11 protein-coding genes are annotated in these 15,039 nt (G+C 74.9%); 4 read left to right on the top strand and 7 right to left on the bottom strand.

Annotated elements, in window-relative coordinates:
- Positions 1-9 precede the first annotated feature (9 nt).
- The gene (locus WME85_RS21290) at positions 10-633 is read left to right on the top strand and encodes a hypothetical protein (RefSeq protein WP_437840533.1); all 624 of its coding nucleotides are present in this window, start codon (positions 10-12) and stop codon (positions 631-633) included.
- A 102-nt stretch (positions 634-735) separates the two neighbouring features.
- Here the strand turns inward: WME85_RS21290 and WME85_RS21285 are convergent, their stop codons facing one another.
- The 4 genes from WME85_RS21285 to WME85_RS21270 form a co-directional block, all read right to left on the bottom strand.
- Positions 736-1,782 carry a lipase secretion chaperone gene (locus WME85_RS21285; protein WP_437840532.1) on the bottom strand — a complete coding sequence of 349 codons (1,047 nt, stop codon included), beginning with the start codon at positions 1,780-1,782 and terminating at the stop codon, positions 736-738.
- A 14-nt stretch (positions 1,783-1,796) separates the two neighbouring features.
- Entirely contained in the window at positions 1,797-2,696 is a 900-nt protein-coding gene (locus WME85_RS21280; RefSeq protein ID WP_437840531.1) for an esterase/lipase family protein, read from the bottom strand.
- A 536-nt stretch (positions 2,697-3,232) separates the two neighbouring features.
- Complete coding sequence (locus WME85_RS21275) at positions 3,233-7,498, bottom strand: serine/threonine-protein kinase (protein WP_437840530.1); 4,266 nt, start codon at positions 7,496-7,498, stop codon at positions 3,233-3,235.
- Between the two features lies 1 nt (position 7,499).
- Positions 7,500-8,327: a hypothetical protein gene (locus tag WME85_RS21270; protein ID WP_437840529.1), complete on the bottom strand. Its 828-nt coding sequence runs from the start codon at positions 8,325-8,327 to the stop codon at positions 7,500-7,502.
- Between the two features lie 840 nt (positions 8,328-9,167).
- Here WME85_RS21270 and WME85_RS21265 point away from each other — a divergent pair.
- Both WME85_RS21265 and WME85_RS21260 read left to right on the top strand, forming a co-directional pair.
- Positions 9,168-9,572, top strand: a complete 405-nt coding sequence (locus WME85_RS21265; RefSeq protein WP_437840528.1) for a CBS domain-containing protein — start codon at positions 9,168-9,170, stop codon at positions 9,570-9,572.
- Between the two features lie 405 nt (positions 9,573-9,977).
- Positions 9,978-11,045: an Rpn family recombination-promoting nuclease/putative transposase gene (locus WME85_RS21260; protein ID WP_437840527.1), complete on the top strand. Its 1,068-nt coding sequence runs from the start codon at positions 9,978-9,980 to the stop codon at positions 11,043-11,045.
- A 139-nt stretch (positions 11,046-11,184) separates the two neighbouring features.
- Here WME85_RS21260 and WME85_RS21255 read toward each other — a convergent pair whose 3' ends face one another.
- Positions 11,185-11,997 carry a metallophosphoesterase family protein gene (locus WME85_RS21255; RefSeq protein WP_437840526.1) on the bottom strand — a complete coding sequence of 271 codons (813 nt, stop codon included), beginning with the start codon at positions 11,995-11,997 and terminating at the stop codon, positions 11,185-11,187.
- 14 nt (positions 11,998-12,011) lie between these two features.
- Positions 12,012-12,347, bottom strand: coding sequence for a BolA family protein (locus WME85_RS21250; protein ID WP_437840525.1), 336 nt, complete (start codon positions 12,345-12,347; stop codon positions 12,012-12,014).
- A 290-nt stretch (positions 12,348-12,637) separates the two neighbouring features.
- Here WME85_RS21250 and WME85_RS21245 point away from each other — a divergent pair, with 290 nt between their 5' ends.
- Positions 12,638-13,246 (top strand): hypothetical protein, encoded by a 609-nt coding sequence (locus WME85_RS21245; RefSeq protein ID WP_437840524.1) that lies wholly within the window; start codon positions 12,638-12,640, stop codon positions 13,244-13,246.
- Between the two features lie 69 nt (positions 13,247-13,315).
- On the opposite strand, the gene WME85_RS21240 is transcribed toward WME85_RS21245, so the two are convergent.
- Positions 13,316-14,938, bottom strand: coding sequence for a hypothetical protein (locus WME85_RS21240; RefSeq protein ID WP_437840523.1), 1,623 nt, complete (start codon positions 14,936-14,938; stop codon positions 13,316-13,318).
- Between the last annotated feature and the right edge of the window lie 101 nt (positions 14,939-15,039).

Raw genomic sequence — 15,039 nt, 5'->3', positions numbered from 1 at the left:
AACAGCCGTATGTCAACTAGGGGGAGAGGCGTCGTCCAGGGGCTCGCCGGCCTCCTCGGGATCGGCCTCTGTCTCGGCATCTCCAGCGCTTCCGCGGCCGACGCGACACAGGCCATCTCGCCTCAGGCCTCGACGCAAGGCGCCCTCAGGCCGCAGCGGACCACGACGGCCGCGCAGCCCCCCGCGACCAGCTCCTACGCCCCGAACCCCCAGAAGCGGCGCTGGATCATCGCGGGCGCGTCGACCCTGGGCGGCTTCTGGACCGCGTCCGCCATCGCCGCGGCCGGCGTCGCCCTGAATCGGCCAGAGGCCCGGCCGGCGGTGCACTGCACCAAGTTCGCCTGCTCCCTCGCGCCGCGCCATGAGAGGACCGGACCCGCCCCCGCCTCGCTGATGATCCCCCTCGCCGGCCCCTGGATCCACCTCGGCACGGCGAGCCCCTCGGCGGCCGGCGCTGTCGGCCTCTCCGTCCTCGGCGTCGGGCAGGCCGTCGGCCTCGGGATGCTGCTCGGCGGCATCGCCATGCCGACGACGGTGCGCGTGCCGATGCAGCACCAACGCGTGCTCCAGATCGGCGCAGCCCCGCTCGTCAGCGCCGACGGACTCGGGCTCTCGATCCAGGGCTCGATGTAGCCGCGCCCGTCACGGATGTAGCCGCGCCCGTCACGATCGAGGGCGCCACGCCCCTCGCCGCCGCGGGCCCGCGCCTCCCGGCGCGAGCCCGCGGCGCGCCCATCACGGCGGAAGGCCCAGGATCGCCCGCACGCGCAGCCGCTCCTCGGGCGTGAACGCGCCCGCGAGCAGCGCCTCCTCGGCCGCGCGCCGCTCCTCCGGATCGGACACGGTCGCGGCGAGCGCCGCGCGCGCGCTGGCGAAGGCGTCGAGGCGCCGCTGCCATGCCGCCCGCTGCCGATCGAGCTCCGCGAGCCGGTCCGCCGCCTCGGGGCCCACGGCCGCGACCCGGTGCGCGTGCAGCTCCTCGTCCGAGGCGCCCCGGTCCCGGAGCGCCTGCTCCTCGGCCTGCTCGACGAGCGGGCGCACCGCCGCCGCGCGCGCCTCGCGGACGGCGGCGGGCAGCGTCGCCTCGACCTCCGCGATCCGCGCGTCGCGCTCCTCGGGCGACAGGGTCGCGTCCGCGAGGATGCGCGCCTCCTCGACCACCGCCTCCCCCTCCCGCTCCTCGTCGCCGAACAGCTGCGTCGCGGCCGGCTCGCCGAGCTGCTCGCGCCGGATCTCGCGCAGCGCGGCGAGCCGCGCCGCCGGGTCGGCCGCCACCTCCACGTCCGCCGCGCTGACCGCCTCGCGGTAGCCGAGGTACCTGTCGAGCAGCGCGACCGCCTGGTCCGCCGCCGGCTCGGCGGCGCGCTCCCGGATCGCCGCGATGATCCGGGCCCTGATCGCCGCCGCCGGCTCCTCGCCGGCGGCGCTGAGGAAGTAGTCGAACAGCGCGAGGATCTCGGGGCCGACGACCAGATCGCCGCGCTCGTCGACGAGCACCGCGCCGTCGACCTCCGTGCCGCGGAGGGATGCCGGCGCGGGCGCCGCCTCCGGCCGCGCCGCGGGGACCGGCGTCACCGACAGCGCCCGCTGGAGGCGCGCGGGGTCCGGCGCCACCGACAAGGCCGGCAGCGCCCCCTTCCGGACGGGGCGCGCGGCCGCGCCCATCGACCGAGCGGCCGAGGGGACCGGGCGCTGCCGCTCGCCCAGGGCGAGCCAGCCGACGCCGACGAGCGCGGCGAGCGCCATCGCCGCGAGGAGGCCTGTCGTTCCACGACGCTCCACGTGTGCCCCCTGGCTCAGAGACCGGCGCCCTTGAGCCGGCTCGCGTGCGCCCGGAACACGGACTTCGGGTTCGGGCCAGATAGATTGATGAACCCGAAGAGCTGATTCACCTCGTCGAGGTGGTTCATCCCGTAATCGTCGCGGAGCACCTCGCCGAAGTGGGAGCTGCACCTGCCGACCATCCCGTCGTTCGACTCCGAATACAGCTTGGAGATGAGGCCGAGCGTCAGGTCGGTCGGATCGAGGACGCTGGTGATGATCCCTGTCCCCGACCACGAGAAGAAGCGCACGCCGCCCTCCTCGGCGGGCCCCTGCCCGCACCGGCTGGCGGGCAGCCCGGCCGGATAGCGCGCGTTGAACTCGCGCATCCCCTCGGCCGAGAGCGACCTCACGGCGGCGATCGAGTCCTGAGGCGCAGATCGCCCGGTGAGCAGGCCGAGCACCGTGCCGAGGCTGTTGGCGAGGAACGAGAGCGCCCCCTGGGCAAACCCGCCATCCCGCAGGTTCTCCTGCAGGTAGCTGGCGAGCTCGGCCCCCTGGTGCGGCGCGCCGATCGTCGTGACCGAGGCGACGAGATCCGGCCGCACCGCGGCGACATACCGGACGTCGAGCCCTCCATGGCTGTGCCCGATCAGGTTCACCTTCCCGCTCCCCGTGCGCGCGACGATGTCCTCGACCTGCGCGAGCAGCGCCTCCCCGCGCGCCTCGGTGCTGTCGAACTGGGGCACCGACGTGGCGTACACCTCCGCTCCGCCCGAGCGCAGCGCCGAGGCGACGCCACCGAAGTAGTCGACCACACCGAACATGGCCTTGAACCCGGCCATCCCATGACAGAGCACGATCGGATACTGCGTCTGCGCATAGCTCTTCAGCGCCAGCGCGCTCTCGCCGATGTCGGCGCGCTCCGCGTCCACCGGCTCATCCGTCGACGCAACGCATCCTTGCGCGAGCAACGCCACGACAACCCCCGCCGCACAGCGCAATGCGTCAATTCGCGGCCGGCCCCCGGTCCCTCGTTTTCTCTCGACTCTCTCCTGATTTCGAGCAGGTGTGACGGTGCTGGGTAGTACAGCGCGCGAGTTGGAGGAATGAGCTCGTCTGATCACCTGTCACCTCTGATAGAGTATTTTTTTAATTCGAATCAAGCAGAACTCACAGGCTCTCAGCGCGACAAGCACCTGGCGTATCCTGGACAATCGGCACGCCGGTGTCCTCGCCATCACCTGGCGCGTCGATCCAGGCCACGCGACAGGCCATCAGCGCGGCGCCAAACCGCCATGTCGCGCGCCGCTCGCTGGCGGAGCGCCCGAGAGGCGGCGCGGGCGGGCGAGGCGGAGGGGGCGTTTGCCCTCGGGCCGGCCCGCTCCGCCGCGCGGCGCGCCTTCCGTCCCGCGCTCGCGGCGCGCCTTCCGTCCCGCGTTCGCGGCGCGGTTGGCCGCGGCCGCATCGCCTACGAGGCCCGCGCGGCGCAGGGAGGGCTCTCCTCGCCCGCCGGCGCGCCGCCGCCTTCCTCGGTCGCCGCGACGCCCCGGACGACGCGCGCGTTCTCCGGCACCGCCGTCAGGAACCGCTCGCGCCGCCGCGGGTCCGCGATGCGCTCGGCCCGCGCGAGCAGGCTCTCCCTGGCCTCCGCGAGCACCGCCGCCGCCTCGCCGTGGGCGCCGGACGCGGCGAGCGCATCGGCGTACGCGAGCCGCACGAGCGACTCGCCCTCTTCGAGGGACCCGAGCGCCGCGAGCTCGCCGAACGCCGCCCGCGCCGCGCCGAGCGCCGCCGCGACCTCGCCGAGGGCGAGCAGGGCCCGCGCGCGCACCGCCACGGCGGGCGCGCGCAGCCGCGGGGCCACGTGCAGCGCCGCCTCGGCCGCGCGCGCCTCCCGCTCGGCGGTCGCGGCGTCGCCCGAGAGCAGCGCGATCTTCGCGAGGTACGTCCGCGCCACGCCCTCCATGCGGAGGTCGCCCCGCTGCTGGAACGCCTCCACCGCGCGCCGCTCGGCGAGCTGCGCCTCGTCCAGCTTGCCGAGCTGCCCGAGCACGTGGCCGAGGTTGTGCAGCGCCACCGTGGCGAGCTCGCGCAGCCCCATCCGGTCGGCGGCCTCGAGGGCGGCGCGCAGGACGGACTCGGCCGCCGGGAGCTCGCCGAGCTCGGCGTAGATGAAGCCGAGGTTCGCGCCGATCACGCACGCGCTGCGCCGGTCGCCGGCCTGCTCGAAGGCCGCGAGCGCCGCCTCCAGCCCCTCGAGGCACGCCTCGGGATCACCGCCGGCCGAGGCGCGGATGGCGCGCAGCTGCTGCGCCATCGCGACGAGCTCGGCGTCCGGCGCCGGCAGCGCGCGGAGGTCCTCGTCGATGCGCGCGAGCAGCGCGTCGGCCTCGGCGTATCGCCCGCCGAAGACGAGCTGCGCGCCGCACTCGCAGAAGCACGCGACGCGGGCGCGGCGCAGCCCGGCGGCGCTCGAGGTCGGCCCTGCCGCGGCGCTCGAGGTCGGCCCTGCCGCGGCGCTCGAGGTCGGCCCTGCCGCGGCGCTCGAGGTCGACCCTGCCGCGGCGCTCGAGGTCGACCCTGCCGCGGCGCTCGGGGGCGGCCCTCCGGCGAGGCCCTCGGCGATGGCCGCCCACCGCGCCACGCGGTCGACCGCGCCGAGCTTCCCTGCGGCGGCGGCGATCTGCGTGACCGCGCGGAACCACCCGGGGCAGCCGGCGGGGAGCAGCTCGGCCGCGGACGCGCCGAGCTCCTCGGCGGCGGCGAGGTCGCCCTCCCAGACGTTGGCCTCGGCCGCGACGAGCCGCAGCGCGCCGAGGTCCTCGCCGGCCGCGCCGCACGACTCGCCGCACGCCGCGCGCTCGATCGCGGCGCGCAGGTCGTTCGCCTCGAGCGACTGCTCGGCCGCGCGCCGGTACCAGCGCACCGCGCGGCCGGGCTCGCCCCCCTTCCGGAAGTGCTCGGCCACGACGCGCGGGTCCGCGGCGCCGCCCCGCTCGAGCCACGCGCCCGCGAGCCGGTGGCCGAGGGCGCGATCGCGCTCGGTCAGCATGGCGTAGGCCGCCTCGCGGACGAGCGTGTGGCGGAAGACGTGGTCCGGGGCGTCGCCGAGGCCCGCCGACGCGCCGATCGGCGCGACGAGCTCGCGGTCCGCGAGCGCCGAGAGCCAGGCCTCCACGTCGGCGAGGCGCTCCTCGCCGCCGAGCAGCGCCGCGACGCCGCGCTTCGAGAAGCGATCGCCGAAGATGCTGGCCGCCCGGAGCACGCGCTTGCCCTCGTTGCCCTCGGCGTCGAGCCGCGCCTCCACCGTGCCGAGCACCGAGTCGGGCGGGAGCTCTCCCTTGCCGCTCGCCACCGCCCGGATGAGCTCTTCCAGGTAGAACGGGTTGCCGCCGGCGCGCTCGACGAGGTGCGCGACCACGCCGTCGGGCACCGACTCGCCGAGCGCCGCGCGCACGAGCTCCGCGCCGGCGCGGCGCGGCAGCGGGCCGAGCTTGATCGTCTGCACCTCGCGCTCGGCCCACAGGCTCGGGAACTGCCGGTGCACGTCGGGGCGCGCGAGCGCGAGCAGCATCAGCGGCAGCTCGCGGAGGTTCCGCAGGGTCGCGTCGAGCAGGCGCACGGTGGCGGCGTCGCCCCAGTGCAGGTCCTCCAGCGCGAGGAGCACCGGCCGCGCGGCGCACTCGGCCGCGAGCCAGTCCTCCCACGCGGCCCGCGCGCCGTCGCTCATGCCGGCCGCGCTCTGGCGCGCCGCCCGCAGCAGGCGGGCGTGTTCGGGGGCCGGCGCGCCGGCGATCTCGCCGAGGAAGGCGGCGGCGCGATCGAGCTCCGGGCCGCCGAGGTGGCGCCCGAGCCGCTGCTTCAGCTTGCGGTGCCGCGCCCGCGTCGGGTCGCGATCGCGGAGGCCGGCGGCCCGGCAGAGGACGTCCGCGATCATGCCGAACGGCGAGCCGGACGAGCTCGAGTCGGCGCGGCCCCAGAGGATCTCGACCGGCTCGTCCCGCCGCTGCAGCGCGGCGAAGAGCTCCTGGCGCAGCCGGGACTTGCCGGCGCCGGGCGGTCCGAGGACGAGCACGGCGCTCGCGAGCGACTCGGAGATGCAGCCGGAGAGCACGCCGTGGAGCATCGAGAGCTCGCGGGCGCGGCCGACGCAGGGCGTGCTCCTCCCGAGCAGCGCGGGGGCGATCTCGTCGACGGCGCGCTCGCCGGAGAGGACGAGCGCCTCGCTCGGCGGCGCGCCGGGCGCGACGAGGAAGCGCGGCCCGAGCATGTCGGCGGTCGCGCGGTCGACGCGCACGCCGCGCGCGGCGTGGACGGCGTCGCGCGCGGCGCGGAGCTCGGCGACGCCGCGGTCGATCACGTCGCCCTCGACGAGGCCCGCGGAGACGACGCCGCGCCCGGTGATCACGCAGAGCGCTGCGCCCGGCAGCTCGGCGCGGAGGGCCAGCGCGCACTGGGCGGCGCGCTCGGCGCGATCCACGGCGCTGCCGGGGCCGGACATCATGACGAGCTCCGCGCCCGGCACGAGCTGCGTGAGCCTGCCGCCATGGAGCTCGACGAGCGCGCGGATCTCCGCGCCTCGGCCGGTGGACGCGGGCGGCGGCGCCCCGGCCGAGCTCGACGGCGGCTCGTCCGGGGCGTGCGCGGCCAGCGGGGCGTGCGCGGCCAGCGGGGCGTGCGCGGCAGGCGGGGCGGGCGCGGCCGACCGCGGCGCGCCGGGCGCGTCGTGGTCGGCCGCGCCGAGGAAGATCAGGCTGACGAGGCGCTGTTCGCCGAGCGTGAGGGCGACGCGCTCGCGCGGTGCCGGGCCGCGGGCCGGCGCGCCCGCGGAGCTCGCGAGCGCCGCCGCGTCTGGCGGGGGCACGCTCCCCGCGAGCGTCGTCGCGTCCGGGGGCGCGGTCCACGCGCCGCCCGCGGCGGCGATCCGATCGAGCTCGGCCGCGACCTCGGCGGCGTCGCGCGGGCGCTCGCCGGGCGCCCTGGACAGCATGCGCGCGACGAGCTGGTCGAGCGGCGCGGGCGCGTCTGCGCGGAAGTCGCGGAGGCGGGGGGCGTCCCTGAGGAGCATCTCGCTGAGCGCGGCCATCGGGCTCGCGCCGGCGAAGGCGGGGTAGCCGGTGAGGCACTCGAACAGGACGCACCCGAGGGAGAACACGTCGCTGCGCGGATCGGGCGTGGACCTGGCCTCGACCTGCTCCGGGGCCATGTACCCCGGCGTGCCGAGGACGCCGCCGGTGACGGTCACGCGCCCCGCCTCCGCGCTGGGCCGCGCGATGCCGAAGTCGACGAGCTTGACCCGCCCTGCGTCTCCGCCGGGCAGGAAGAGGTTGCTCGGCTTGATGTCGCGGTGGACGATGCCGCGCGCGTGCGCGAACGCGAGGGCCTCGGCGGCGCGGCGCACGAGCGAGAGCCCCTCGCTCGCGGGCAGCACGCGGCGCGCGAGGCGCGCGGCGAGGTCCTCGCCGTCGAGCCACTCCATGGCGAGGTAGCGGTCCCCAGCCGGCGTGCTGCCGTGCGCGATGTAGCGCACGATGCCCGGGTGGACGAGGGCGGCGAGGAGGGCGGCCTCCCGCTCGAACCGCTCGACCTGGATCGCGCTCCGCAGGCGGACGATCTTGAGGGCGACCGCCCCCCCGCCGAGGCGGTCCTGGGCCTTGTAGACGGTGCCCATCCCGCCGGAGGCGGCCTCTCCTTCGACGACGAAGCGCCCCGCGATGACCTCCGCGTTGCTCACGTCAGCGCAGGAAGACGGTGACCGAGCCGGCGTGCGGCGTCTTCGCGACGGCGAGCTTGCCCGACGGGCGGCGGAACGTGCCGTGGCAGCTCGGGAAGCTGCCGTCGTCGTTCGGCTCGCCGCACAGCGCGTCGCACGGGCCGGCGATCTCGATCGCGCACGACTCGAGCGAGGGCCCGCAGACGCGAGGGATGGACGATGCCCCGGGCGGCAGGCACGCCTGGTAGATGGGCTGCGCCGCGAAGAGGTCGCCGTAGTACGTCGCCTCCCGGACGGGGTACGCGGCGCGCTCGGCCTTGTCGGCCCGGAGCTCCTCGCGGTCTCCGCGGACCGAGATGCTCACCTTCTGTCCCAGGTAGTTGACGCGGGCGAGGACGCAGCCGCTGACCCAGCTCCGGCACGCGTCGTCGCAGGAGCCGCCCTCCTGTCCCCAGCTCGCCGCGAGGCCGAGCTCCCCCGGGAAGGACAGCTTGGCGCCGTCGAGCGTGATGGTGAGGCGCTCGCCTGCGGGCAGCGCGCAGCTCGCGATGTACCTCAGCACGGTGCGCGCGGCCGGATCGCGCAGCGCCTCGGCGGTGAGCTCGTTCGACGTCAGCGCCTCGGCGGTGAGGGCGTTCGACGTCAGCGCGCTCGACGTCAGCGCCTCGGCGGTGAGGGCGTTCGACGTCAGCGCGTTCGACGTCAGCGCGTTGTGCGTCCGCAGCGCCTGAGGAGCCGCGTCCTCCGCTTCCTCGACCGGCGGATCCGGGTCGAGCTGGACCGCGCACGCGCTCGCGGCGAGCGCGGCGACGGCCAGGACGAATGCTGCGAGCTTCGGCGAATGCTCCATGGATGACGTGTTCCCCCTGGGAGGCCATGAGCGGGTGGCCCATGAGCTCCCGAAATCACCGGCGCGGGGACACGGGCCACGGGTGCGCGCATCGACGGCCGGTGCGTACATCTTGGTTCAACTGCAGGGTCAGCGAAAACGCCTACAGGCCGGTGCGCCGGTGCGGGCCATCTTCGCTACAGCGACACTTGGAAAGATGTCACTGATAGCCCGACTGGCAAAGACCGACGCGCACGCAATACGCTCTTTTTTTGTGTCGGGGGGCGATCGATCTGTCTCGACGCACGCCGATGCACGCGATGCGAGGTCCCGGCTCTGTCCACGGCATCATGGATAGCGATGTTCGCACCGGGGACGGAGGAGCGATGACGGGTCGGCGCGTGTCCTGTCGCAGACATCCATCCTTCTGCCGGAAGGCGTGGGGTGGCGCGCGGCGCGATGAGGTGGTCGGCGTGGACCGGTCGCCGGTGGCGTGGACCGGTCGCCGGTGGCGTGGACCGGTCGCCGGTGGCGTGGACGGGTCGCCGGCAGCGTGGACCGGTGGGCCGCCGGTGCGAACGGCGGTGCACCATCCACCTGCGGGGTCGCCCACGTGGCCAGCGGACTGCGCGGGAGTGGCGCAATGAGCTCGTCTGCTCTCGTGCGCCGCCCGTGGCCGGCGCCCGCGACACGGGCGCGCGGGCAGGCAGATAGCCCTCATGTCCGGTGAGCCCTGACGGCGTTTTGCGTCCCCTCCTTGATGGGGTTCCCTGTGGCGTCTGGTGGCGGACGGACTGCTCGGCGCGGCGCTTCGGTGCGCCCTTGACGCCGCCGCGGCTCGATCATTAGATGGCGTACACGATGAAGGGACATGCGCGCAATCTGATGACCGAGCGCGTGATCGCGCTGGAGCAGGGCACGCCGGTCACCGACATGTTGCAGCTCTTCGCCAACGAGAACCTGAGCGGCGCGCCGGTCATCGACGGGGGCCACCGGGTCGTCGGCTTCGTCAGCGAGACGGATCTCCTGGGTGCGCTCCTGCGCAAGGAGTACGAGGGGATGACGGCCGCGGACGTGATGAGCACCCCGCCCATCTCCGTGGACGAGTTCATGTCCACCGACGAGGTGATGACGCTGCTGCGCGAGAACCGGATTCACCATCTTCCGGTCGTGCGCAACGGGCGCCTCGTCGGGATCATCACCCCTCAGGACATCCTGCGCTATCTCGTCGAGCGGGTGCTGCCGATACCGCCGGATCCCGCCTGAGGCGACGAGCACCGGAGCGCTGACCGCCTCGTCAGGGGCGTGGCGCTGCGATGCGGGCGCCCGGGGCCGGTGAGCGCGCCTCCAGGCCTGCGCGAGGACACCAGCGTGACAGCGGCTGGGCGGCCGCCGCTCCCCGACCGGTACGCCTGTCCGCGTCGAGGCCGCGTGCGTATGGCGCGATCTGCGGCGCTGACTCCTTCCTTTTTGTGACGTTGCAGAGGAGTTGTTCGTAAGCGACCCGAAGGAAACGCACGAATCCGCACGACGACCGCGACGATGCAGGATCCCGGAACGAACGCATCGGCTCCTATGTAATGTTGTGCCGAGCGGGCCAGTCGCTCGCGTGCGCATCAAATTCGCTGCTGGCGACTTGCCTCCAGCGCCTCGATCCTCGAGGGTTGATCCGTGCCGAAGTCGCCGCGCAAACGTGCGCTGACCTCCCCTCACGATGCGCTGTTCCAGTGGACCTTCTCTCAGCGCGAGCACGCGATCGGGCTGCTCAAGGCCGCGCTGCCGCCCGAGGTGATCGCGGCCGTGCGCTGGAGCACGCTGCGCATCGAAAAGGGCAGCTTCGTCGACCGCGCGCTGCGCAGCCGCCACAGCGACATGGTGCTTTCCGCCCGGATGGGGGCGGGGCGCATCTACTTCTATACGATCATCGAGCACCAGCGCGACGTCGAGGCGTTGATGGTCTTCCGCATGGGCCTGTACATGATGCGCCTGTGGGAGCGGCTCACCCGCGAGCGGCCAGGTCTGAAGATGCTGCCGCCGATCATGCCGGTGCTGATCCACCACAGCGACACGGGGTGGACGGCGGCCAGGGCTTTCCAGGACATCGTCGCGGTCGAAGGGCCGGAGCGGGCGGCGCTCCTGCCGCACATTCCGCGCTTCGAGGTGCGCCTCGTCGATGTCAGCGGCGGCCGGGCGGCCGACCTGGTGGAGCAAGCGTTGACCGCGCTCGGAAAGGTGGTGCTGTGGTGCCTGTCGGTGGCCGGCGACGACGCGCGGCTCGAGCGGGAGATCGGGCGCATCGCGGCGGCGCTGGACGAGGTGCTGCAGGCGCCGAACGGGCTCGCTGCGCTGGAGGCGCTGCTGCGCTACCTTGTGGCCACGCACGAGCGCTTGAGCGTGCGGAAGATCGGTGGGATCCTGGAGAAAGCGGCGGGCCCGCGGGCCCAGGAGGTTGTCGTGACGGCGCTGGACGAGATCGAGCGTAGGGGTGAGCGTAGGGGTGAGCGCAGGGGGCGAGCGCAGGGGCGAGCGCAGACGCTGCTGGATGTGCTGGCAGCCCGGTTCGGCGCGTTACCGGCCGAGGTGAGCGCCCGCATCCTGGCCGCGGACGAAGCGACGCTCGTCACGTGGACCGCGCGGGTGCTCACGGCGCCGACGCCGGAGGACGTGCTCGGTGAGGACGGCCAGCGCGCCTCGCCGGCACGGCGCCCCGCGGCGCGCAAACGCGCCCGCCGCACCTGACACCGGGCCGACGCCACGCCCGCACGCGGCCTCCCGGCGGCTCGCCGGCACACCGGTCGCCGCCGCGCGCACCGGCCGGCTCAGCTCCTCACGAAGAGGCCACCGCCGCGCACAGGCCCCTTGAGCCGGCGGCGCCCGCCTACCTCCGATCGAACTGGTACCGCGCCCGCTCGGCTCCCTCGATCTCCACCACGATGCGCTTCGGGCCGAGCCGCGCGATCGCGTGCGCGGCGGCGGGACGGCCCGGCGCGTCGTCGTCGAGGTTCTCGATCAGGCTCTGGAGCGTCACGTACGGGATGCCGCGGATCACGTCGAGGTGGTTCCAGTGCAGGTGGCCGTTGAACACGGCGAGCACGCCGTGCTCCTCGAACAGCTTCCGCATCGCGCGCCGCTCTCGCACGAGGCAGATGTGCGGGCTCCCCTCGAACCAGCGGTTGCCCCGGAGGTCCTGATCGGCCGCGCTGTGGTGCATCAGCACGATCTTGGGCAGCGATGACGTCGCGAGGTCCTCGGCGAGCCAGGCGAGCTGCTCCTGGCCCACCGACACATCGTGATCCTTGCGCTCGCGCGTGTGGAGGACCGTGAAGTGGAAGCCGCCGCGGTCGAAGGAGTAGTGGAGCCGCGTCACCTCCGGCCTGCCCCACGCGGACAGGAGCTCCGCCTCGCTCAGGTGGACCACGTCGTGGTTGCCGGCGACGTGGAAGAGCTCGGCCTTCACGCCGCGAAGCGCGGCGACGCACTCGCCGTAGCGCGCCCGATCGGCCTCGGGCCCCTCGTCCTCGATGTCGTCGCCCAGGTTCACGACGAGATCGGGCCGCGTGACCTCGTTCATCCGCTCCACGAAGGCGCGGGTCAGCGCGGGCGCCTCGCCCGTCAGCTTGCGCAGCTTGCCCCCGAACGACGCCTGAGGGCCGAAGTGCAGGTCCGAGACGAACGCGACGACGAGCTCCATGCGCGCCCCGCCGATCAGCTCGACTTCGCGCCGGGCTCCGCCTTGGAGCCGCCCAGGCACGCCGGAGAGCGGAAGTCCGCGCCCCCCTGCCGCTCCCACTCGTCCGGCGTCATCGCGCGGATCGTCAGGGCGTGCAGCCCGGCGCGGAACTCCTCGCGCACGATGTCGTTGACGCGCCGGTGGCGATCGAGGGGGCTCAGCCCCCGGAACGCCTCGCTCACGACGAGCACCTTGAAGTGGGTCTCCGAGCCCGCCGGCACGCTGTGCATGCGGCTCTCGTTCTCCACATCGAGGTGCACCGGTTCGAGCGCGTCAACGAGCTTGCTCCGGATCGACTCCTGCTTCGTCATGGCGCGCGAAGCTTAGCCTCCGCCGCGCCGCCGGTCACCCGCGCGCCGGCCGCCAGGGAGGCGCGGCGGCGCTCCCGCCCGCCGGGGAGGCGCCGGAGCGCGGTCCGCCAGCCCGAGGAGCGCGGCCCCCGCTTCGCTGCCGGCATGGCCGGCGCCGCCCGGCGCCGCCCGGCGCGGCCCGCTGCGGGCTACCCCGCGGTCCACCTGTGCGGCCCGCTGCGGGTGACCGGCGCGGGCCTTCTCGGACGAAGGGATTGCCCGGCGCCACGCCAACGGATAAACCGCGCGGCATGGCATCCCCGATGGTTGCGCGGCTCGCGCTCGTTCTTGCCGCCGCGCTCGCCGGCGCATCCGGTTGCAGCGACGACGAGAGCGAGAGCGTCCCCGGCCCGACCGGAACGCCCGAGCTCGAGATCGTGACCCCGAAGGACGGCGCGTGCGTCGCGATCGGCGCGCCTCCGGCCGCCCCTTCCGCCGACGAGCCGACGATTCCGATCCGCGTCAGCGTCTCGCAGCTCTTCCTCCGCCCTCCTGGCACGTGCGGAACGTACGCGCAGTGCGGGCACCTGGAGCTCAGCATCGACGGCGAGAAGAACAGCGCCGCGGCGGGCCTCGTGATCGACGCGCGCCTCGGCGAGCTCGAGCCCGAGGAGCGCTACGGTGAGCTCACGATCGCCATCACCGTCGTGAGCGACGCGGGCGTGCCGCTCCTCGGCGGCGAGAGCAGGAAGGAGCCGCTCAGCCGAAGCCTGTCGCTGACCGTCGCGGAGTCGTGTGGAGACGGCAGCGGAGGTGCCGGCGGCTCGGGCGGCGCTGGTGGCTCGGGCGGCGCTGGCGGTGCCGGTGGCTCGGGCGGCGCTGGTGGCTCGGGCGGTGCCGGTGGCGCTGGTGGCAGCTGAGTCAAACGCACCGAGACACGTTGCGCGCTCGGGAGCATCGTCCGAGCCCCGTTCCCGCTCGGCTGCGCGTCACTTCGCCTCCGGGTCGGCGCGAGGCAGACCGCGCTCATCGAAGAGGAGCGCGATGTCGACGTGGAACTGCGCTCTGCGCGAGGACGGCGGCGCGCGGTGCGAGCTCGGCGGCGGCGGCGTCGGGTAACAACGCCCTTGCGTTTCGTCTCCCTGCGATCCTGACGCCAGCGCCTCTCGCTGCGAGGACGCCGCGCCCGGCTGCGGTTCTTGCCGCGGATACGCCGCCGCCCGCTGCGAGACCGGCACCGGCGTCTCCCGCCAAGCTTGCGCCACGCCCGGCTGCCCCTCTCGCCGCGAGCTCGGCGCCGCCGCTTGCGACGACGGCGCCAGCGTCTCCCGCCGCGCTCCCTGCGCCGCCTGCCCCTCTCGCCGCGAGCTCGGCGCCGCCGCTTGCGACGACGGCGCCAGCGTCTCCCGCCGCGCTCCCTGCGCCGCCACTTGCGCCCCCCGCCACGAGCTCGGCGCCACCGACTGCGACGACGGCGCCAGCGTTTCCCGACGCGCTCCCTGCGCCGCCGCTTGCGACGACGGTGCCAGCGTCTCGCGCCGCGAGCTCGGCGCCGCCGCCTGCCCCTCCCGCGCCGGGTAGCCCCCGGCCGGCTGCGTGGCAGGCGCCGGCGTGTCCCGCCGCGCATACGGCGCGGCAGGCGGCCCCTCCCGCCACGGAGGCGCCCCGGCCGGCTGCGCGCCCATCGAGCCCACCACCGGCGTGTCGCGGCGCGAGGAGGCCCCGCCAGGCCGCGACGTCGGCACCGGCGTGTCCCGCCGCGCGTACGTGACGCCCCTCGCCGAGGGCGGCTCCGACGGCTCTCGCCGCGCGTACGTGACGCCCCTCGCCGAGGGCGGCTCCGACGGCTCCCGCCGCGCGTACGTGACGCCCCTCGCCGAGGGCGGCTCCGACGGCTCCCGCCGCGCGTACACGACGCCCGCCGGCGCCGGCGGATCGCGGCGAGGCCTCGACGAAGCCGGCCCCGCCCCGAACCCCGCCATGACCCCGATACGCGCCGACTGCGGCCCCGCCGGCTCGCTCGGCGGGCGCGCCCCCTCCGCGGGCGCCCCCGCGCCCCAGCGCTCCGGCGGCGCGGCCACCGCGGCCGCCACGCGCTCGCGGTACGCGGGCTCCGGCGCGCCCGCGCTCCGCGGACCGGAGCGCGGCAGCGGCGTCGACTCCGCCTCGCGCCGCGACGGCGTCATCACGCCGATGCTCCACCGCTCCGAGCGCGGCTCGGATGCCCCCTCGTCTGCGGGCATCAGCGAGTAGCGCCCCGGCGTGTTCTGCCGCGAGCGCTGCTTCCGGCTCTCGCGCGCCGCCGTCGTCAGCATCGCCTCGAGCTCCTCGTCCGTCAGCGCCTCATCGACCCGCACGAGCGTGCTCACCACGTCGCGCGCGATCTCCTCGAACCCCTCCGGCGCGAGCGCGTAGGTCGACGCCGTGACCACGATGACCACCGGCCTGCGCTCCTCCGCCAGCGCCGCGGCCATCGAGACGGGGCACGCCTTGACGACGATCCCGACATCCATCGCCGCCGCCTGGCAGCGCGCTAGCAGCGCCTGATCGCCGCCGATGAGGAGGGCTGTCGGGATCTGGGCGCGAAGCGTGGCGTCAGAAATGCGCGGCATCGGTCCAAGGATCCTAGCCTCCCCGCCCCAAACACAGGTCAGGAAAATCCTGTCATCGGACATTCCCCGTCATGTCTGGACAGCGGACTCAACGATGTCGG

It is taken from the genome of Sorangium sp. So ce1153, from assembly GCF_051521595.1.
Taxonomy (GTDB): domain Bacteria; phylum Myxococcota_A; class Polyangia; order Polyangiales; family Polyangiaceae; genus Sorangium.
This window is presented reverse-complemented; position numbering and strand designations above follow the sequence as displayed.

Excerpts from the sequence above, each read along its gene's own strand:
- WME85_RS21290 (WP_437840533.1), top strand. The coding sequence starts at position 10 with ATGTCAACTAGGGGGAGAGGCGTCGTCCAGGGGCTCGCCGGCCTCCTC.
- WME85_RS21270 (WP_437840529.1), bottom strand. The coding sequence starts at position 8,327 with ATGGAGCATTCGCCGAAGCTCGCAGCATTCGTCCTGGCCGTCGCCGCG.
- WME85_RS21265 (WP_437840528.1), top strand. The coding sequence starts at position 9,168 with ATGAAGGGACATGCGCGCAATCTGATGACCGAGCGCGTGATCGCGCTG.
- WME85_RS21255 (WP_437840526.1), bottom strand. The coding sequence starts at position 11,997 with ATGGAGCTCGTCGTCGCGTTCGTCTCGGACCTGCACTTCGGCCCTCAG.
- WME85_RS21250 (WP_437840525.1), bottom strand. The coding sequence starts at position 12,347 with ATGACGAAGCAGGAGTCGATCCGGAGCAAGCTCGTTGACGCGCTCGAA.
- WME85_RS21245 (WP_437840524.1), top strand. The coding sequence starts at position 12,638 with ATGGCATCCCCGATGGTTGCGCGGCTCGCGCTCGTTCTTGCCGCCGCG.
- WME85_RS21240 (WP_437840523.1), bottom strand. The coding sequence starts at position 14,938 with ATGCCGCGCATTTCTGACGCCACGCTTCGCGCCCAGATCCCGACAGCC.